We start from the raw sequence: 18,058 nt of genomic DNA, 5'->3' as shown, positions 1-18,058 counted from the left end.
GGACGGTGCGCCGCCCCCGCCTCCGTCTTCCTTCCCCCGCTTCCTTTGGTGCCCGCCCCCGCCGCGCCGCGTCCCCGGGAGCCGGCCCCGGCTCCCGTCGGTCCGTGGTGGGGACGGCTCCCGTCAGTCCTTGGTGAGGACGAACGAGGTGCGCACCTCGTCCAGGCCCGCCACCTCCGCCTCCACCAGGTAGGTGCCCGCGCCGGCCCTGCCCGCGGGGGTGCCGCACCCGGGGGTGCTGTGGCGGCGGTCCCACTCCAGGGTGCGGACGGCCGTCCCGTCGGCGGGGACCCGGTAGAACGCCGAGCGGGCGCCCTCGGGGCAGTCCTGGGACTTCCAGACCTTCTCGCCGCCGTCCCCGGCCTCGGTGATGGTGAAGACGACGGACCCGCTGCCGAGGTCGACCTTGCAGGCGCTGCCGCCCTCGTTCCGCACCGTCAGGTGGAAGGTGGGCTCCTCGTCCGGCGCGTAGCGGTTCTCGGCGCTGCGCAGCGTCACCTCGACCGAGCCGGGACGGCAGCCGGGGAGGGACGAACCGGCCGGCACGGCCTCGGCACCGCCCGGCGTGCCGGCTTCCGGCCCGCCGGAACCGCCCGTGGCCCCCGTGCCGCCGGATCCACCGGGGCCGCCGCCGGTCGCGCCGCCGGGGTCGTCCGCGCCGCCGGCCCCCGCGGAGCCGCCGGCGCCGTCGGCGCCGCCGCTCCCGGAGCCTGTCCGGCCGCCGCTGCCGTCGCTGCCGCCGGTGCCGCCGCTCGCCTCGTCGCGCCCGCCGGGGCGTTCGCTGATCAGGGACTCGGAGGAGGAGGGGCCGGGGGTGATGGAGCTGGCGGCCTGGTCGCCGTCCCGTTTGCCGCCCTGGCCGTCCTTGCCCCCGCCGCCGGAGCCCCCGAACCCGACGGCCCATATGACGAGCAGCGCCAGGAGTACCAGGAGCGCAAGCACGACCGCCCTTCTCCGCCAGTAGATGGAGGAAGGAAGGGGTCCAACCGGATTGCGCAGAGATCCCACGCGCAAACCTTACGAGACATCATGTCCCCCGGACGGTCTTACCCGCCGCACAAGAGGTCAACTTTTATGATGAGCGGCCTTGTGTGACCTGACGATGGTCGGGGGCCGGACCCGACGATCGCCGGGTGTGACGGCGGGTTCACCTTCCGTACCGTTCACGCATGAGCAGTGATCTTCTGTACGTCTCCGGCGACGGTCCTCCCGCCGGCCTCTACCGGGACGTCATCGGCTTCGCGTACGACACTCCCGGCTGGGTGCACACCCTGGCCGAGTACGGCACCGAGGGGGGACTCCTGGTCCTCCTGTCCCTGCTGGCGGTGGCGTGCTGGCGGCTTCGGCGGGCCGAACCGCGGGCGCTCGCCCCCGCGCTGCTGGGTCTGCCCGCGGTGGCGGTGGCGTACGGCATCAGCGAGACGGTCAAAGTGGTCGTGCGGGAGGAGAGGCCGTGCCGGGCCGTGGCGGGTGCGCCGGCTCCGATCGCGCCCTGCCCGGAGCCGGGCGACTGGTCCTTCCCCAGCAACCACGCCACCATCGCCGCCGCCACGGCGGTGGCCGTCGTGCTCGTCTGGCGGGCGGCGGCCTGGGTGGTGCTGCCGCTGGCGGTGCTGACGGCTTTCTCCAGGGTCTTCCTCGGGGTGCACTATCCGCACGACGTGGCCGCGGGCGCGGCGCTGGGCGCCGTCGTGGTGCCGTTGGTGGTGTGGGCGGCCGCTCGGCCGGGGACGGCTCTGACGGCCCGATTGCGCGCCCGGGCGGGCTACACCAGACCGGCCTCGTAGGCGACGATCGCCGCCTGGACCCGGTTGCCGACCTCCAACCGGTCCAGGATGGCGCTCACATACCCCTTCACGGTGCCCTCGGTGATGTGGAGGCGCCGGGCGATCTCCGCGTTGGACAGCCCGGCCCCGACGAGGGCCAGCACCTCGCGCTCGCGGACGGTGAGCACCTCGGTGCGCGTACGGGCGGCGGCACCGCGCGCCAGGCGCCGGGCTCCGAGTTCGCTGATGACGTGCCGGGCGACCTTCGGGGAGAGGAACGCGCCCCCCTCGGCCGCCGCCCGCACCCCGGAGAGCAGCTCGTGGGGATCACCGGACTTCAGCAGGAAGCCGCTGGCGCCACCGCCCAGCGCACGGGTGATGTAGGTGTCCTCGGAGAAGGTGGTGAGGATGACGACGGCGGTCTCCGGTACGGCCCGGGTGATCTGCTCGCCGGCGGCCAGTCCGTCCAGCCGCGGCATGCGGATGTCGAGCAGGGCCACGTCGGGCCGGTGGGCGCGGGCCAGGCCGACGGCCTCCCGTCCGTCCCCGGCCTCCGCCACCACCTCGATCCCGGGATCGGCGGAGAGGATGGCCCGCACTCCGGCGCGGACCATCGCCTCGTCGTCGGCCAGCAGTACGCGGATCATCCCGACCACCTTCCTCCGCTGGGCCCCCGGCCCCCGCGGCCCCTCCTGTGTGTTCCCCCGTACGTCCTGCCGGCCGGCCCGGGCCGGCGCCCACCGCGGCGGCCCGGCGCCTCCCGCCGCCCGTCCGTCTCCGTCACCGCTCCCACCCGGCCCTCCCGCCGCCGTCCACGGACACGGGACTCCCGGCCGTGGGGACGACGGTCTTCTCCACCAGGCGGCCGTCGGCGAAGCACAGCCGGTAGGTGGCCACGCTGGTGAAGAGTTCACCGCTGGTCCGGTAGTACGCGCAGCGGGCTCCGGCCGGCGGGGCGGGCGCACGGTCGGTCGGCGGGTCGGTGACCGACCGGTCCGGCAGCCGAAGCCCGACCTCCGTCTCCCGGTCACCGATGCGCAGCCGCTCGTAGGTCTCGCGCGGCAGCACGGAGTGAGCGGTGGTGTAGGCGTACCAACCGAGGACGGCCGCCACCACGGCGACGGCCGCCCCGCCGGCGACCGCGGACGCCGTCAGGACCCAGCGACGGCCCGCCCTCTGCTGCTGGGAGAACCGGAGGGAGGCGATGTCGAGTTCCGCCCGCGGGCCGTGCACGGGCGGGCCGTCCCCTGCCATCCGGGCGGCTCCCGCGTACGGCAGCCGGGCCGACACGCGGAAGCCCCCGCCGGGGAGCGGGCCCGCGGTGAACTCCCCGCCGACCAGGCGTACCCGTTCTCGCAGGGCGGCCAGTCCGCTGCCGCCCCCGCCGGATCCGGGACGGCCGACGACGTCGACGGCCCGGGGCTCCGCCCCCGGCGCGGGGACGCAGCCGTCCGGAAGGCGGTCGTCCGGAAAGCGGCCACCCGTCCGGGGCGGCGGCCCGTTGACGACGGTCACCCGGGCCTCCTGCGGGCCGCCTTCCACGGCGACGGTGACGGCGGTGCCGGGGGCGTGCTTGGCCGCGTTGGTCAGCGCCTCCTGCACCACCCGGTGGGCAGCGCGTTCCACCGGGGCCGGCAGTCCTGCGGCGCCGCCCGCCAGGCGCACCGCCATCCCGGAGCCGGCGGCCCGCTCCACCAGTGCGGCGACTGTCTCCCCGGTCGGTCCCAGAGGGGCCGGAGGGACGCCGCCTGCGGGGTCCGGATCCCGCAGGACGCCGATGATCTCGCGCAACCGGTCGGTCGCGGCGGCCGCGGCCGCGCGCACCTCCCCCGCCGCCGACCGGTGCTCCTCCGCCAGGCCGGGCGCCACCTGGAGGGCCCCGGCGCGCAGCGCGATCAGGCTGAGCTCGTGGCCGAGCGCGTCGTGCATGTCCTCGGCGATCCGGGCGCGCTCACGCAGCCGGGCCCGGTCGGCGACCATCGTCCGCTCGCGTTCCAAGTGCTCGGCGCGCTCCACCAGGGCCCGCATCAAAGCCCCGTCCTGGCGCCGGTGGCGGCCCACCAGCCAGGGGAAGACGGTGCCGAACAGCAGGGTGCCGACGAGGACGAGCCACACCATCACCGGGTCCGGGGCACGCAGCGGGGTGAGGGCGGTGCCCACCGCGGCGACGGCGGCGAAGGCGCGCAGCGCGGGCCGCGTCCGCTCGGCACGGCGCCCCAGGACGTAGGCGAAGAACGCCTGCGCGCCCCCGTAGGAGAGGCTGAACAGCCCTGGGGCGGCGGCCAGCGACAGGCCGGCGGCCAGCTGCCAGCTCACCACCGGCCGGGTGCGGACGAGCGCGACCGCCGCGGCCAGCCCCGCGAGCCCGCCGGCCGTCCACCACCACTCCACCGGTTCCGTGCGCCCGTAGCGGTCGCCGAACACCACGGGCAGACCGATCACCGCCCATGCCAGGGCGGCGCGTCCGGCGGAACGGGCGGTGGACCGGCCCGTGGGCCGGGCGGCGGCACCGTCTGCGGCGAGGTCGGAGCGGGCTCTCACCGCTCCGACGCTACCGGCCGCCGGTGGGCCGCGCCCCTGCCGAAAGTCAGGTGCGCACCCCTCCCCGGGGAGGAAGCGCGGCGGGACCGGCGGGCCCGGAACGCAGCGGGCGCCGCGCGGGGAGCGCCGCGCGGCGGGCGGGGTGGGACGGGTGACGTCCGGCGGGTGGGACGGGTGGTGCGCGGGGCCCATCGGCGCGGGCCGCTTCGCTGCCGCGCCCCGCCGTGTCAGGATCGGAACCGCCATGACTGCGACCACATCCGAACAAAGCGCCACCGGCCTCCACGTGGCCGGCCCCCGCCCCGCCGACTCCCCCGACCCGACCGATGTGCACGGACCGGTCATCGACTGGTTCGCCGAACACGCCCGCGACCTGCCCTGGCGCCGCCCCGAAGCGGGCGCCTGGGGCGTGATGGTCAGCGAGTTCATGCTCCAGCAGACCCCCGTCAGCCGTGTGCTGCCCGTGTACGAGCAGTGGCTCGCCCGCTGGCCGCGCCCGGCCGATCTGGCCGCCGAGCCCCCCGGCGAGGCGGTGCGCGCCTGGGGCCGGCTGGGCTACCCGCGCCGCGCACTGCGCCTGCACGGTGCCGCCGCCGCCATAACGGAACGGCACGGCGGCGACGTCCCGCGCGAGCACGCCCAGCTCCTGGCCCTGCCGGGGGTGGGCGAGTACACGGCCGCCGCCGTGGCCTCCTTCGCGTACGGGCAGCGGCACGCCGTGCTGGACACCAACGTCCGGCGGGTCTTCGCCCGTGCCTTCGGCGGACGCGAGTTCCCGCCGACCGCCACCACCGCCGCCGAGCGCCGGCTGGCCCGGGCCGTCCTCCCCGAGGACGAGACGACGGCCGCACGCTGGGCGGCGGCGACGATGGAGCTGGGCGCCCTGGTGTGCACGGCCCGCAGGCCGGACTGCGGGCGCTGCCCGATCGCCGACCTGTGCGCCTGGCGCCGGGCGGGCTCCCCCGCGCACGACGGTCCGCCGCGCCGCGGCCAGAGCTATGCGGGCACCGACCGGCAGGTGCGCGGCCGGCTGCTGGCCGTGCTGCGCGAGGCGGTGGAGCCGGTGCCGCAGGCCGTCCTGGACAAGGTCTGGGACGAGCCGGTGCAGCGGGCCCGCGCGCTGGACGGTCTGGTCGCGGACGGCCTGGTGGAGCCGTTGGAGGGCGGTGTCTACCGGCTGCCCCAGGGCCGGGCCCGCGGTCTGTGAGGCGGGGTGCGGCGGTGCGGCCGCCGCACCCCGCACCGGGCTCCCGGCCCGCCCGGCCCCCCCTCCGCCGCCCCGTCACAACCCGCAGCCCGCAGCCCGCAGCCCGCAGCCCGGACCGTTACACAACCGCCGGACAGCCGTGCGGTCCCCGTGCCCCTCCCAGGACCGGGCTGCAACACCGCCTCCGTAACGTCCCTGCCCGGTCGATCACGAGTACGGGGACACCAGGGGGCGGCATGACCACCACCGCAGCGGCGCCGCAGGCACCGGAGCTGGACTTCGAGGAGTACGTCCGGACACGGCACGACGCCCTGCTGCGCAGTGCCCGCCGCCTCGTCTCCGACCCGTCCGACGCCCAGGACCTCCTCCAGACCGCCCTGGCCCGCACCTACGGCCACTGGGACGGCATAGCCGACAAGTCCCTCGCCGACGCCTACCTGCGCCGGGTGATGCTCAACACCCGCACCCAGTGGTGGCGCTCCCGCAGGCTGGACGAGGTGCCCACCGAGCTGCCGCCGGACGTGCTCAGCGTCGACGACGGCACCGAGCGGCACGCCGACCGGGCCCTGCTCCTCGACATACTGGGGGTGCTGCCCCCCAGGCAGCGCGGCGTGGTCGTACTGCGCCACTGGGAGCAGCTGAGCACCGAGGAGACGGCCGCGGCCCTCGGCATGTCGCCGGGTACCGTCAAGAGCACCCTGCACCGCGGGCTGGCCCGGCTGCGCGAGGAGCTGGAGAGCCGCGGCCGCCGGGAGCGCGGTGCGGGTGGTGCCGGAAGGAACGAGCCGGTGGCGGCGGCCGCCCGGCCCCGTGGCACAGCGACCGGAGGCCGGGTCCCCGGCCGCTGCGAACGCGGAGACGCGCGGGAGGTGGACGAACGGTGGTGCGGGTGACGTTCGGCGCGCGGACGGCGGCGGCTGCGACGGCCGCCGTGCTGCTGGCGTCCGTGCTGGCCGGGTGCGACGACGGCGGTGTGCGGATCGAGTCGGCCGCCGGCTCCTCCTCCGCGCCCCCGAGTCCCGAGGCCTCCCCGCTCCCCGTGAGCCCGCCCCCCTCCACCGCCGTCCCCCGGGCACCGGCCGGGACCGCGCCGGCCCCCCGCGATCCGGACGCCCAGGCGCCGCCCGCCGGGGCCCGTCCCGTCTACCCGCCCGGGACCGAGGGGGAGCTGGACGTCCTGGCCCTGCTGCGCGAGGACCCCAAGGTCGGCCGCAGCGTCAAGGAGTCCCTGCGGCCGTGTTCGGCCGAGGCGGAGGTCTGGCCGGTGGACGTGGCGTACGGTCGGCTGACCGGCGGCCACGCCCACGACGTCCTGGTCAACGTCTCGGACTGCGCCGGCGGCATGGGGGTGGGCTCCTACGTCTACCGGCAGAGCACCAACGGGCAGTACGTCAGCGTCTTCTCGTCCGAGGAACCCCCCGTACACGCCGAGGCGGACGGCGGACTGCTGCGGGTGAGCCTGCAGGTCTACGCGGACGGCGACCCCGTGTGCTGCCCCTCGGCCCGGGAGGTGGTCACCTACGCGTGGAGGGCCGACCGGTTCACCGAGGTGGGTCGCGCGCTCACGGCTCCCGGGGCGCCCGGCGCGTCGCCCGGTTCCCCGGCGGACCGCCGGCCGGGGTCGCCGGGCAGCGGCGGCGGGGAGGACCGATGAGAGCCGGCGGGGGCCGGCGGGAGCCGAGGAGGAGCGGATGGCCGACACACACGTGCTCTTCGTGGAGGACGACGACGTCATCCGGGAGGCCACCCAGCTGGCCCTGGAGCGCGTCGGCTTCACGGTGACGGCGGTGGCGGACGGGCTGGCGGGGCTGGCGGCGTTCCGCTCCCGGGAGCCCGACATCGCGCTGCTGGACGTGATGGTCCCGGAACTGGACGGGGTGAGCCTGTGCCGCCGCATCCGTGACGAGTCGATGGTCCCCGTGGTCATGGTGTCGGCGCGGGCCGACTCCATCGACGTGGTGCTGGGGCTGGAGGCGGGGGCCGACGACTACGTGACCAAGCCGTTCGACGGCGCCGTGCTGGTCGCCCGCATCCGCGCGGTGCTGCGGCGCTTCGACCACGCCAGGGCGGTGGCGGCCGGCGGCGCGGAGGAGGGGGAGCCGGGGCTGCTGCGGTTCGGGGACCTGGAGGTCGACACCGAGGGCATGGAGGTGCGGCGCGACGGGGAGCCGGTGCCGCTGACCCCCACGGAGATGCGGCTGCTGCTGGAGTTCTCCGCCGCGCCGGGCACGGTGCTCAGCCGGGACCGGCTGCTGGAGCGGGTCTGGGACTACGGCTGGGGCGGGGACACCCGGGTCGTGGACGTCCACGTCCAGCGCCTGCGCGGCAAGATAGGCCAGCGGCGGATCGAGACGGTCCGCGGCTTCGGCTACAAGCTGAGGGGTTGACCGCCGGGTGACTCCTTCCGGCCCCTCCCGTCCCGGGCCCCTCCTCCCGACCCGTGCCCGGCGGTCGTGGCGCTCCCTCCCCGAAGCCCTGCCCGGGGCGCTCCGCGCCGCCCGGCACCGCACGGCCCGCTGGGCGCCGCGCACCGGCCTGCGCTGGAAGCTCAGCATCGCCATCGCCGCCGTCGGCGCGCTGGTGGCGGTGGTGCTCAGCCTGGTGGTGCACAACGCCGCCCGCGCCTCGATGCTCGACAGCAGCCGCGACGTGCAGGACGAGCGGGTCCTGGCGGCCCAGCGGATCTACGAGTCCCTGGGCCGGCTCCCCTTCGGCGCCGAGATCGACGACCCCGCGCTGCCCGCCCCGCTGGCGGCGGCCGCCGCCCGGGGCGAGCGCGCCACCTACGTGGCGGAGGAGCCCGGCCAGGCCCTGGACGTGTGGGCGGCCGCGCCGCTGCCCGACGGCCGGGTGCTCTCCCTGCACACCCGCTTCACCGACCGCTACGCCGTCCTCGCCGACCTCGACCGGGTGCTGGTGCTCGGCTCGGCGGCGGTGGTGCTGGGCGGCACCGTCCTGGGCGTGCTGATCGGCGGACAGCTCTCCCGGCGGCTGCGCCAGGCGGCCGCCGCGGCGGGCCGGGTGGCCCAGGGCGAGACCCGGGTGCGCGTGCGGGAGGCCATCGGGGGCCGGGTGCGGGACGAGACCGACGACCTGGCCCGCGCCGTCGACCGGATGGCCGACGCCCTCCAGCAGCGGCTGGAGGCCGAGCGCCGGGTCACCGCCGACATCGCGCACGAGCTGCGCACCCCGGTGACCGGGCTGGTCACCGCCGCCGAGCTCCTGCCGCCCGGCCGCCCCACCGAACTGGTCCGCGACCGTGCCCAGGCGCTGCGCACCCTGGTGGAGGAGGTGCTGGAGGTGGCCCGGCTGGACGGGGCCGCCGAGCGGGCGGAGCTCCAGGAGGTGGCGCTGGGCGAGTTCGTCACACGCCGGGTGCGCGCGCTGGCGCCCGAGGCGGAGCTGACCGTCCGGCGGGACGCCGTCGTCACCACCGATCCGCGCCGCCTGGAGCGGATCCTGGGCAATCTGCTGGTCAACGCCGCCCGCCACGGCCGTCCTCCGGTGGAAGTCACCGTGGACGGGCGCAGGCTGCGGGTGCGCGACCACGGCCCCGGCTTCCCGCCCGTGCTGCTGTCCGGGGGACCCAGCCGCTTCCGGACCGGCAGCACGGACCGGGCGGGGCGGGGCCACGGCCTGGGGCTGACGATCGCGGCGGGCCAGGCGCGGGTGCTCGGCGCCCGGCTGACCTTCCGCAACGCCGAGCCGGGCGGCGCGGTGGCCGTCCTGTGGCTGCCCGGCTCACCTCCGGACACCCCCCACCCGTGAGCGGCGCCCGCGGGGGCCGCGGAGCCGGTCCCGGCCCGGATCGGCCGGGCCCCGTCAGTCGCAGACCTCCGACCACTCCCTGCTCCGGTCGTCCCCGGCCGCGGGCCGCTCGACCAGCGCGTACCGGTTGCCGGACGGGTCGCGGAAGACCGCCTCGGTGCCGTGCGGCCGCTCCCGCGGCTCCTGGAGGAACTCCACGCCACGGGCCCTCAGCTCCTCGTAGGCGGCCCGGCAGTCGTCCGTCCGCATCACGGCGGCCCCCAGGACCCCCGCACGGACCAACTCCGCCAGCGCCTCCGCCGCCGGGCCCGGCCCGGGGCCGTCGGTGCGCACCAGTGCCAGTTCGACGTCCGGCTGGTCCCTGGCCCCGACGGTGATCCGGCGCACCCCGTCCGCCGAGGTGTCGCCGCGCAGCTCGAAACCGAGTTTCTCGATGAAGAACGCCAGGTCCCGCTCCTGGTCCGTCGACCACACGGTGGCCGCCGCCAGCCCCTTGATCATGATCGCTCCCACACCCGGTGTGCGCCTGCTCCTCCACCGTAGGCGGCGTCCGTCCCGCCCCGCCTCCCCGCGCGGCATTCCTTCGGGCGCTTCCCGGCGGCACGGACGCGGCGCGGCCCGGGACCGTTCGTACGGTCCCGGGCCGCGCCGCGGGCTTCCGGCCCCCGCCTACCGGCGAGGGGCGCGGATCAGGCCTCCTTGGAGAGGTTCGGGCCGCCGCCGGCCGCCGACTCCACCGGAGGGACGTCCGGCAGGGCCGACTTCTCCTCGCCGCGGAAGGTGAACTTCTTCTGCTCGCCCTCGCCCTCGGTGTCGACGACCACGATGTGACCGGGGCGCAGCTCGCCGAAGAGGATCTTCTCCGACAGCACGTCCTCGATCTCCCGCTGGATCGTCCGGCGCAGCGGCCGGGCGCCCAGGACGGGGTCGTAGCCCTTCTTGGCGAGCAGCTTCTTGGCGTCACCGCTGAGCTCGATGCCCATGTCGCGGTCCTTCAGCCGCTCGTCCACCTTGTCGACCATCAGGTCGACGATCTGGATGATGTCGCCCTCGGTGAGCTGGTGGAAGACCACCGTGTCGTCGACACGGTTGAGGAACTCGGGCCGGAAGTGCTGCTTGAGCTCCTCGTTGACCTTCGCCTTCATCCGCTCGTACCCGGTGCGGACGTCGCCCTGGGCGGCGAAGCCCAGGTTGAAGCCCTTGGAGATGTCCCGGGTGCCGAGGTTCGTCGTCATGATGATGACGGTGTTCTTGAAGTCCACCACCCGGCCCTGGGAGTCGGTCAGGCGACCGTCCTCCAGGATCTGCAGCAGCGAGTTGAAGATGTCCGGGTGGGCCTTCTCGACCTCGTCGAACAGGACGACCGAGAACGGCTTGCGGCGCACCTTCTCCGTCAGCTGGCCGCCCTCCTCGTACCCGACGTAGCCGGGAGGCGAGCCGAACAGCCGCGAGACGGTGTGCTTCTCGCTGAACTCCGACATGTCGAGGGAGATCAGCGCGTCCTCGTCCCCGAAGAGGAACTCGGCCAGCGTCTTGGACAGCTCGGTCTTACCGACGCCGGACGGACCGGCGAAGATGAACGAGCCGCCGGGGCGCTTGGGGTCCTTCAGGCCGGCCCGCGTGCGGCGGATGGCCTGGGACAGCGCCTTGATGGCGTCCTCCTGCCCGATGACGCGCTTGTGCAGCTCGTCCTCCATGCGGAGCAGGCGCGAGGACTCCTCCTCGGTGAGCTTGAAGACCGGGATGCCCGTGGCCGTGGCCAGGACCTCGGCGATCAGCTCCTCGTCCACCTCGGCGACGACGTCCATGTCGCCGGCCTTCCACTCCTTCTCCCGCTTGGCCTTGGCGGCCAGGAGCTGCTTCTCCGTGTCGCGGAGCGAGGCGGCCTTCTCGAAGTCCTGCGAGTCGATCGCGGACTCCTTCTCCCGGCGGACGTTCGCGATCTTCTCGTCGAACTCGCGCAGGTCCGGCGGAGCGGTCATCCGGCGGATGCGCATCCGGGACCCGGCCTCGTCGATCAGGTCGATCGCCTTGTCCGGCAGGAAGCGGTCGGAGATGTAGCGGTCGGCGAGCGTCGCGGCGGCCACCAGCGCGGCGTCCGTGATGGACACGCGGTGGTGCGCCTCGTAGCGGTCGCGCAGGCCCTTGAGGATCTCGATGGTGTGCGGCAGCGACGGCTCGGCGACCTGGATGGGCTGGAAGCGGCGCTCCAGGGCCGCGTCCTTCTCCAGGTGCTTGCGGTACTCGTCCAGCGTCGTCGCGCCGATGGTCTGGAGCTCCCCGCGGGCCAGCATCGGCTTGAGGATGCTGGCGGCGTCGATCGCGCCCTCGGCGGCACCCGCACCCACCAGGGTGTGGAGCTCGTCGATGAACAGGATGATGTCGCCGCGGGTGCGGATCTCCTTGAGGACCTTCTTCAGGCGCTCCTCGAAGTCACCGCGGTAGCGGGATCCGGCGACCAGGGCGCCCAGGTCCAGGGTGTAGAGGTGCTTGTCCTTGAGCGTCTCGGGCACCTCGCCCTTGACGATGGCCTGGGCCAGGCCCTCGACGACCGCCGTCTTGCCGACGCCGGGCTCGCCGATGAGGACCGGGTTGTTCTTGGTGCGGCGGGACAGCACCTGCATGACCCGCTCGATCTCCTTCTCGCGCCCGATGACCGGGTCGAGCTTGGATTCGCGGGCAGCCTGGGTGAGGTTGCGGCCGAACTGGTCCAGCACCAGGGAGGTCGAGGGGGTGCCCTCGGCGGGGCCGCCTGCGGCGGCGGTCTCCTTGCCTCCCGAGTAACCGGAGAGCAGCTGGATGACCTGCTGCCGCACCCGGTTGAGGTCGGCGCCGAGCTTCACGAGGACCTGGGCGGCGACGCCCTCGCCCTCGCGGATCAGGCCCAGCAGGATGTGCTCGGTGCCGATGTAGTTGTGGCCGAGCTGAAGGGCCTCGCGGAGCGACAGCTCCAGGACCTTCTTGGCACGGGGGGTGAAGGGGATGTGGCCGGACGGGGCCTGCTGGCCCTGGCCGATGATCTCCTCCACCTGCTGGCGGACCGCCTCGAGCGAAATCCCGAGGCTCTCCAGGGCCTTAGCGGCGACACCCTCACCCTCGTGGATCAGGCCCAGGAGGATGTGCTCGGTGCCGATGTAGTTGTGGTTGAGCATCCGGGCTTCTTCCTGAGCCAGGACGACAACCCGCCGCGCGCGGTCGGTGAACCTCTCGAACATCGTTAATCGCTCCTCAGAGCGGTCAGGCAGTAAGGGGTCGGTCCCCTCCCTGTCCTTCCGCAGCTTAGTCCCGCAAGCGGGGACCGCTCATTCCAACTGCCGACATCCGTCCGGATCGCTCCCGCGCTGGCGGGGGATGAGGCCCGGCGTTCACCGCCCTCGTCCCGAACAGCCGACGACAGTTCCAACCCGATGGTGCGAGACGATGTTCCCGCAGGCCAGACATATCCGCCCGCTTCCACTACGCCGACGGCGAACGCTCCTTGGCCGACGCGTCCGTCCACCGCTCCATCGCCGGTGCCGCACCCCCGTTCCACGTGGGATTTCTTCACCGACTTCTTACCCCGGCAGGCCGACGGTCCATGCCGGGCAGGGCGGGTGCATCCGCTACTGGCGAACACTCTTGCGCGCTCCGCCGCGCCCGCCCCGCCCTCGCCCGCGCACGCCGGGTGGCGAACGGGGACGCTGCGTGACCGATCCGGTCCCCGGCAGTTGATCCGTGCATGACGCTCACGGCACCCCCGTCGTTCCCGCAGTGGCCGCGCCCGCCCGCCGCCCCGGACCCACCGGGCCTCCCGGACGCGCTGGACGTGCCGGAGGAGGCGGGCCGGGCGCTGCTGCGCCGCCGGCTCCGCACCGGAGCGGTCGCCTGGGATCCGGCGACCGCCCGGACCCGCTTCCTGGTGCCTCCCGGGAGCGCCGAGGAGCTGCCCGGGCTGCTGGAGTGGCTGGAGTGGGGCGGGATCGGGCTGGACCTGACCGTCCTGGCCGCGTACGACCCCCGGGAGGCCGCCGTGTGGCTGCGGCCTCCCGGGTGGGGGTGCGGGACGGGTCTGGCCGGCCTGGCCGCTCTGGTGAGCGCCGCGGCGGCCGAGTGCCACCGCGTGCGGCTCCTGCGGGCGGCTCAGCCGTTCGCCTTCTCGTAGGCCTCGCGAATGTTGGCGGGGACCCGTCCCCGGTCGTTGACCTCGTATCCGTTCTCCTTCGCCCACGCGCGGATCTTCGCCGTGTCCGGGCTGGAACCGCCGCCGGAGGAACGGGGGGCCTTGCCGCGGGCGGAACGGCCTCCGGTACGGCGGCCGTTCTTCACGTACGGCTCCAGCAGACCGCGGAGCTTGTCCGCATTGGCGGTGGTGAGGTCGATCTCGTAGGTCTTGCCGTCGAGAGCGAACGTCACGGTCTCGTCGGCCTCACCGCCGTCGAGGTCGTCGACAAGAAGGACCTGGACCTTCTGCGCCACCGGTTACTCCCATTCGTCGTGTGTGGTCAGTCACCGAAAGCCGATTACTGATACTGACGACGAAAGCAAACCGCTTTTTCGGGGAAAACACAAACCCCCCGTGCTCTTTGTCCGCCGCTCTCGGCGGGATTGGCGGGATCTTTCGGACATAGGGAGCGGCGCCGGAGGGTCATAGGTGCAGCAGCATCCGCGTGTTGCCCAAGGTGTTGGGTTTCACTCGTTCGAGTCCGAGGAACTCGGCCACGCCCTCGTCATAGGAACGCAGGAGCTCGCTGTAGACATCCCCGTCCACCGGGGTCTCACCGATCTCGGTGAAGCCGTGCCGGGCGAAGAAGTCCACTTCGAAGGTGAGGCAGAAAATGCGCCTCACCCCCAGCCAGCGCGCCGTCTGGAGCAGCTTCTCCAGCACCAGGTGGCCCACGCCCGTCCCCCTGAGCTCGGGGTCGACCGCCAGCGTACGGACCTCGGCCAGGTCCTCCCACATCACGTGGAGGGCGCCGCAGGCGACCACCTCGGCGTCGTGGTCCCGCTCGGCGACCCAGAACTCCTGGATGTCCTCGTAAAGCGTCACGGTCGCTTTGTCGAGCAGGATGCGGTCGCGCGCGTACATGTCGATGAGGCGGCGCACGGCGCGCACATCACCGGTTCTCGCCCTGCGGACGGTGACCTCGCTAACGGGACTCGCGGCTTCTGGCATGCCCGGACGCTATCGCTCCACGGCTCCACCGCTCTCGGCGGGGGCGTCGAGATGCACTCCGTCGAGTTGTACGACGCGCAGCGCGTCCCGCAGGGCCTCCGCCTGTTCCGCCGACATCATGCCGAAGAAGGCCACGAGAGCGGCCGCGGGGTTGTCACTGGCCGACCACGCCTCGTTCATCAGCGCGGCGGAGTAAGCGGCCCGGGTGGAGACCGCCTCATATCGATAGGCGCGGCCCTCCCGTTCCCGGCGCAGCCAGCCCTTCTCCCGGAGGTTGTCCATTACGGTCATGACCGTCGTGTACGCGATCGGCCGTTCCCGCCTGAGGTCTTCCACCACTTCTCTCACGGTGACCGGGCGGTTCCACTGCCAAACCCGCGTCATCACCGCGTCTTCCAACTCTCCGAGCTGCCGGGGCACAGTCAGAACAATAGCCGCATATGCACCGTATCGACGGTTTCACTTTGATCGGCGGGGAAACAAAAGGGAGCGCACGCGGGGTGAACTCCCCGCGTGCGCCCCTGAAGCCCCTGTGCGGGACCGGACCGCCGGCAGGATCAGGCGCGCGCCCCGCCGCCGGAGCCGTCGGCCCGCGTCGCCTGCGCGGCGTCGGTCTGCGCGAGGGCCGCGTCCACGGCGGCGTCCTCCTTGGCCTTGTTGGCGCCGCCCTGGCTCCTGACGATCGTCACGATGAGGGCGGTGAAGGCCACGGCCATCACCGCCGACGGGGTGAGTGCGGCAATGTACTCCATGCCGGATCAGCCTCCTCGGGTACCGGACCTCCAGCGTACCGGCGCCCCCGCCGCCGCCCCGGAGCCGGGGCCGGGCGGAACGGGGCGGGCCCGCCGCGGGGGCGGGCGGGGCTCAGGCGGGCTGCGCCTGCCGGTGCGGCCCACAGGAGGGCCGGCGCCCGGCGGGGAAGACCTCGGCGGGCGTGGGCACCGGGCGGGGCAGCGCCGCCGGCCGGCCGCGCCCCGGACCGGGCGGCGGGAAGTCCGCACAGTCCGAAGGGCCCGCGGAACCGGGGCGGCCCGGCGCCTCCGGGGACCACCCGGGAGGCGCGGGGGCCTCGGGGTCCCCGGGGCGCGGGACGGGCCCGCACAGGCGCTCGCAGCGCTCCAGCAGCCCGGCGCGGCGCCGCCGCTCCCGCTGCCCCGCCGGCAGGGCGCACAGCCCGCGCAGGGCCGCCACGTCCTCCGGGCCCGGCGGGCAGTCCGCCGCGAGCGCCTCCTCCAGGCGGGCGAGGTAGCCGGCCGCCGAACCGGGCAGCGCCGCGCGGTAGCGGTCGAGGTCGGCCAGCAGGAACTCCCGCATCCGGTCCGCCTCGCGGGCGGCCTCCTCCAGGGCCTCGGCCAGGTGGAGGCAGGCGCGCAGTACCTCGGCGCGCTCCGGCGCCCGCTCCCCGGCGCGCGGAGGAGGAGTGTGCCCGGGGCAGAGCACGAGGGCGAGGGCGCTTCTGAGCACCCGGAGCTCGGCCGCGCTGAGAACCAGGGCACCTCGGGAACCGTGGGGCGTGGGCATACGGTGACAGTACGCCACAAAACGGCAAAATCGTCTTATCGCCCGCCCGGCTGTGTCCGGACCGCCCCCGGGAGGAGAGCCCGCGCCGGAGCAGAACCACGCCTCCGCGGGAGCACCCGCCGACCCGTCCGCCGCGTCCGGCCGGCCCGCTCAGCCGCGCGCCATGTTCCGCTCGTAGACCAGGCGCAGCCCGATCAGCGTCAGCCACGGCTCGTGCTCGTCGATCGCCGCCGCCTCGCCCAGCACCATCGGGGCCAGGCCGCCGGTCGCGATGACGGTCACCTCGCCCGGGTCGTCGGCCAGTTCGCGCGCCATGCGCTCCACGACGCCGTCCACCTGGCCGGCGAAGCCGTAGAGGATGCCGGACTGCATCGCCTCGACGGTGTTCTTGCCGATGACGCTGCGCGGCCGGGCCAGCTCGATCTTGCGCAGCTGCGCGCCGCGCACGCCCAGCGCCTCCACGGAGATCTCGATGCCCGGGGCGATCACGCCGCCGGTGTACTCGCCGCGCGCGGAGACCGCGTCGAAGGTGGTGGCGGTGCCGAAGTCCACGACGATGCTGGGACCGCCGTACAGCTCGACCGCCGCCACCGCGTTGATGATCCGGTCCGCACCGACCTCCTTGGGGTTGTCCATCAGGATGGGCACGCCCGTCTTCACACCGGGCTCCACCAGGACGGACGGGATGTCCCCGTAGTGCCGGCGGGTCACCTCGCGCAGCTCGTGCAGCACGGAGGGGACGGTGGAGCAGATGCAGATGCCGTCGATGCCGTCGCCCAGGTCGTCGCCGAGCAGCGGGTGCATGCCCATCAGGCCCTGGAGGAGGACGGCCCACTCGTCGGCCGTGCGGCGGGCGTCGGTGGAGATCCTCCAGTGCTCGACGATCTCCTCGCCGTCGAACAGGCCGAGGACGGTGTGCGTGTTGCCGACGTCGATCGTGAGGAGCATCAGGCCCGCTCCCCCGCGCCACCCGCGCCGTGCTCCTCGTCGCGCAGGTCCAGGCCGATGTCCAGGACCGGGGAGGAGTGGGTGAGGGACCCCACCGCCAGGTAGTCCACGCCGGTGGCCGCGTACTCGGGGGCGTTCTCCAGGGTGAGCCGCCCGGAGGACTCCAGCTTCGCCCGGCCCGCGACCAGCGCGACCGCCTCGGCGGTCTCCTCGGGAGTGAAGTTGTCCAGCAGGATCAGGTCGGCACCCTCCGCGAGGACGGGCTCGATCTGGTCCAGCCGGTCCACCTCCACCTCGATCGGGACGTCCGGGAACTCCTCGCGGACCGCCCGGAACGCCCGGGCCACGCCACCCGCCGCCACCACGTGGTTGTCCTTGATCAGCGCGGCGTCCGACAGCGACATCCGGTGGTTCACGCCACCGCCGCAGCGCACCGCGTACTTCTCCAGGGCGCGCAGCCCGGGAGTGGTCTTGCGGGTGTCGCGGACCCGGGCGGAGGTGCCCTGGAGGGCGTCGGCCCAGGCCCGGGTGGCGGTGGCGATGCCGGACAGGTGGCACAGCAGGTTCAGGGCGCTGCGCTCGGCGGTGAGCAGGTCGCGGACGCGGGTGCGCACCGACAGCAGCTTCTGCCCGGCCGTCACGCGGTCGCCGTCCTCGGCGTGCCGCTCGACCTCGAACTCCTCGGTGCACACCACCGACAGCACCGCCTCGGCGATCCGCAGCCCGGCGACGGTACCCGCCTCGCGGGCGGTGAAGTCGGCGGTGGCGACGGCGTCCTCGGGAATGGTGGCGACGGTGGTGACGTCCACGCCCTGGTCGAGGTCCTCCTCGATCGCCATGTGCGCGATGTCCTCGACCTGCACCGGGTCCAGCCCGGCGTCGGCCAGCAGCCGGGCGAGGTCCGGGTCCAGCCCGCACTCCAGCGGGTCGAGCCCGAAGTCGTCGTCCCCGCCGCAGCCGCAGGCGTCCCCGCAGCCGCCCCCGGCGCCGTTCACCGCCTCACCGGGGCGGCCGAAACCGATCTGGAGCAGCGGCAGTTCGTCGGGCCTGGGGGTCACTGTGTCTCCTCGTGAGCTTCTCCGCCCACGCGGCGATGGCGCGGGACCGTGATGATGTGCGACCGGGCGGCCGCGCGTGCGCCGCTCACCGCGTCCC

General features: G+C 74.4%; 19 protein-coding genes. 7 read left to right on the top strand and 12 right to left on the bottom strand.

Annotation, left to right across the window (positions count from 1 at the left end; genetic code table 11):
• Nucleotides 1-123: 123 nt before the first annotated feature.
• On the bottom strand, nt 124-942 hold the full coding sequence (locus tag ACFSJS_RS06105) for a hypothetical protein (protein ID WP_380897542.1): 819 nt from the start codon (nt 940-942) through the stop codon (nt 124-126).
• Nucleotides 943-1,169: 227 nt separating this feature from the next.
• On the opposite strand from ACFSJS_RS06105, the gene ACFSJS_RS06100 reads away from it, so the two are divergent.
• The gene (locus tag ACFSJS_RS06100; RefSeq protein ID WP_380897540.1) at nt 1,170-1,787 is read left to right on the top strand and encodes a phosphatase PAP2 family protein; all 618 of its coding nucleotides are present in this window, start codon (nt 1,170-1,172) and stop codon (nt 1,785-1,787) included.
• Here ACFSJS_RS06100 and ACFSJS_RS06095 read toward each other — a convergent pair.
• Both ACFSJS_RS06095 and ACFSJS_RS06090 read right to left on the bottom strand, forming a co-directional pair.
• Entirely contained in the window at nt 1,766-2,413 is a 648-nt protein-coding gene (locus ACFSJS_RS06095) for a response regulator transcription factor (protein ID WP_380897538.1), read from the bottom strand. The genes ACFSJS_RS06100 and ACFSJS_RS06095 overlap by 22 nt on opposite strands.
• A 133-nt stretch (nt 2,414-2,546) precedes the next feature.
• Nucleotides 2,547-4,307, bottom strand: coding sequence for a sensor histidine kinase (locus ACFSJS_RS06090; protein WP_380897536.1), 1,761 nt, complete (start codon nt 4,305-4,307; stop codon nt 2,547-2,549).
• Nucleotides 4,308-4,551: 244 nt separating this feature from the next.
• On the opposite strand from ACFSJS_RS06090, the gene ACFSJS_RS06085 reads away from it, so the two are divergent.
• The 5 genes from ACFSJS_RS06085 to cseC all read left to right on the top strand — a co-directional run bounded on the left by ACFSJS_RS06085 (nt 4,552) and on the right by cseC (nt 9,282).
• On the top strand, nt 4,552-5,514 hold the full coding sequence (locus ACFSJS_RS06085; protein ID WP_380897534.1) for an HhH-GPD family protein: 963 nt from the start codon (nt 4,552-4,554) through the stop codon (nt 5,512-5,514).
• Nucleotides 5,515-5,750: 236 nt separating this feature from the next.
• Nucleotides 5,751-6,407 (top strand): SigE family RNA polymerase sigma factor, encoded by a 657-nt coding sequence (locus ACFSJS_RS06080; RefSeq protein WP_380897532.1) that lies wholly within the window; start codon nt 5,751-5,753, stop codon nt 6,405-6,407.
• Nucleotides 6,395-7,168: a hypothetical protein gene (locus ACFSJS_RS06075; RefSeq protein ID WP_380897530.1), complete on the top strand. Its 774-nt coding sequence runs from the start codon at nt 6,395-6,397 to the stop codon at nt 7,166-7,168. Before ACFSJS_RS06080 ends, ACFSJS_RS06075 begins: the two co-directional genes overlap by 13 nt.
• A gap of 37 nt (nt 7,169-7,205) precedes the next feature.
• Nucleotides 7,206-7,901, top strand: a complete 696-nt coding sequence (gene cseB, locus ACFSJS_RS06070) for a two-component system response regulator CseB (RefSeq protein WP_380897528.1) — start codon at nt 7,206-7,208, stop codon at nt 7,899-7,901.
• Nucleotides 7,902-7,989: 88 nt separating this feature from the next.
• Nucleotides 7,990-9,282: a two-component system sensor histidine kinase CseC gene (cseC, locus tag ACFSJS_RS06065; protein ID WP_380897611.1), complete on the top strand. Its 1,293-nt coding sequence runs from the start codon at nt 7,990-7,992 to the stop codon at nt 9,280-9,282.
• Between the two features lie 54 nt (nt 9,283-9,336).
• On the opposite strand, the gene ACFSJS_RS06060 is transcribed toward cseC, so the two are convergent.
• Entirely contained in the window at nt 9,337-9,783 is a 447-nt protein-coding gene (locus tag ACFSJS_RS06060; protein WP_380897526.1) for a VOC family protein, read from the bottom strand.
• A 188-nt stretch (nt 9,784-9,971) separates the two neighbouring features.
• Nucleotides 9,972-12,497 (bottom strand): ATP-dependent Clp protease ATP-binding subunit, encoded by a 2,526-nt coding sequence (locus tag ACFSJS_RS06055; RefSeq protein WP_380897524.1) that lies wholly within the window; start codon nt 12,495-12,497, stop codon nt 9,972-9,974.
• Nucleotides 12,498-13,000: 503 nt separating this feature from the next.
• Here ACFSJS_RS06055 and ACFSJS_RS06050 point away from each other — a divergent pair.
• The gene (locus tag ACFSJS_RS06050) at nt 13,001-13,423 is read left to right on the top strand and encodes a hypothetical protein (RefSeq protein WP_380897522.1); all 423 of its coding nucleotides are present in this window, start codon (nt 13,001-13,003) and stop codon (nt 13,421-13,423) included.
• Here the strand turns inward: ACFSJS_RS06050 and ACFSJS_RS06045 are convergent.
• From ACFSJS_RS06045 to nadC, 7 genes are all read right to left on the bottom strand, one after another.
• Nucleotides 13,402-13,737, bottom strand: a complete 336-nt coding sequence (locus ACFSJS_RS06045) for a histone-like nucleoid-structuring protein Lsr2 (RefSeq protein ID WP_380897520.1) — start codon at nt 13,735-13,737, stop codon at nt 13,402-13,404. The genes ACFSJS_RS06050 and ACFSJS_RS06045 overlap by 22 nt on opposite strands.
• A gap of 169 nt (nt 13,738-13,906) precedes the next feature.
• Complete coding sequence (locus ACFSJS_RS06040) at nt 13,907-14,434, bottom strand: amino-acid N-acetyltransferase (protein WP_380897518.1); 528 nt, start codon at nt 14,432-14,434, stop codon at nt 13,907-13,909.
• Between the two features lie 9 nt (nt 14,435-14,443).
• Nucleotides 14,444-14,854 carry a BlaI/MecI/CopY family transcriptional regulator gene (locus tag ACFSJS_RS06035; protein ID WP_380897516.1) on the bottom strand — a complete coding sequence of 137 codons (411 nt, stop codon included), beginning with the start codon at nt 14,852-14,854 and terminating at the stop codon, nt 14,444-14,446.
• Nucleotides 14,855-14,991: 137 nt separating this feature from the next.
• Nucleotides 14,992-15,186, bottom strand: a complete 195-nt coding sequence (locus ACFSJS_RS06030) for a hypothetical protein (protein ID WP_380897514.1) — start codon at nt 15,184-15,186, stop codon at nt 14,992-14,994.
• A gap of 112 nt (nt 15,187-15,298) precedes the next feature.
• The gene (locus ACFSJS_RS06025) at nt 15,299-15,955 is read right to left on the bottom strand and encodes a hypothetical protein (protein WP_380897512.1); all 657 of its coding nucleotides are present in this window, start codon (nt 15,953-15,955) and stop codon (nt 15,299-15,301) included.
• A 150-nt stretch (nt 15,956-16,105) separates the two neighbouring features.
• A complete protein-coding gene (locus ACFSJS_RS06020; RefSeq protein WP_380897510.1) occupies nt 16,106-16,903 on the bottom strand; it encodes a type III pantothenate kinase in 798 nt (265 codons plus the stop codon).
• A complete protein-coding gene (gene nadC / locus ACFSJS_RS06015; protein ID WP_380897509.1) occupies nt 16,903-17,961 on the bottom strand; it encodes a carboxylating nicotinate-nucleotide diphosphorylase in 1,059 nt (352 codons plus the stop codon). Before nadC ends, ACFSJS_RS06020 begins: the two co-directional genes overlap by 1 nt.
• Nucleotides 17,962-18,058: the final 97 nt, after the last annotated feature.

This window comes from Streptomyces desertarenae (assembly GCF_042681365.1).
Lineage (GTDB): Bacteria > Actinomycetota > Actinomycetes > Streptomycetales > Streptomycetaceae > Streptomyces > Streptomyces desertarenae.
Note: the sequence above shows the minus strand (reverse complement) of the source record. Positions and strands in the feature narration are given on the sequence as shown.

Coding starts and splice junctions, on each gene's coding strand:
- ACFSJS_RS06100 (WP_380897540.1), top strand. CDS start 1,170: ATGAGCAGTGATCTTCTGTACGTCTCCGGCGACGGTCCTCCCGCCGGC.
- ACFSJS_RS06095 (WP_380897538.1), bottom strand. CDS start 2,413: ATGATCCGCGTACTGCTGGCCGACGACGAGGCGATGGTCCGCGCCGGA.
- ACFSJS_RS06085 (WP_380897534.1), top strand. CDS start 4,552: ATGACTGCGACCACATCCGAACAAAGCGCCACCGGCCTCCACGTGGCC.
- ACFSJS_RS06080 (WP_380897532.1), top strand. CDS start 5,751: ATGACCACCACCGCAGCGGCGCCGCAGGCACCGGAGCTGGACTTCGAG.
- cseB (WP_380897528.1), top strand. CDS start 7,206: ATGGCCGACACACACGTGCTCTTCGTGGAGGACGACGACGTCATCCGG.
- ACFSJS_RS06060 (WP_380897526.1), bottom strand. CDS start 9,783: ATGATCAAGGGGCTGGCGGCGGCCACCGTGTGGTCGACGGACCAGGAG.
- ACFSJS_RS06055 (WP_380897524.1), bottom strand. CDS start 12,497: ATGTTCGAGAGGTTCACCGACCGCGCGCGGCGGGTTGTCGTCCTGGCT.
- ACFSJS_RS06050 (WP_380897522.1), top strand. CDS start 13,001: ATGACGCTCACGGCACCCCCGTCGTTCCCGCAGTGGCCGCGCCCGCCC.
- ACFSJS_RS06040 (WP_380897518.1), bottom strand. CDS start 14,434: ATGCCAGAAGCCGCGAGTCCCGTTAGCGAGGTCACCGTCCGCAGGGCG.
- ACFSJS_RS06030 (WP_380897514.1), bottom strand. CDS start 15,186: ATGGAGTACATTGCCGCACTCACCCCGTCGGCGGTGATGGCCGTGGCC.
- ACFSJS_RS06025 (WP_380897512.1), bottom strand. CDS start 15,955: ATGCCCACGCCCCACGGTTCCCGAGGTGCCCTGGTTCTCAGCGCGGCC.
- ACFSJS_RS06020 (WP_380897510.1), bottom strand. CDS start 16,903: ATGCTCCTCACGATCGACGTCGGCAACACGCACACCGTCCTCGGCCTG.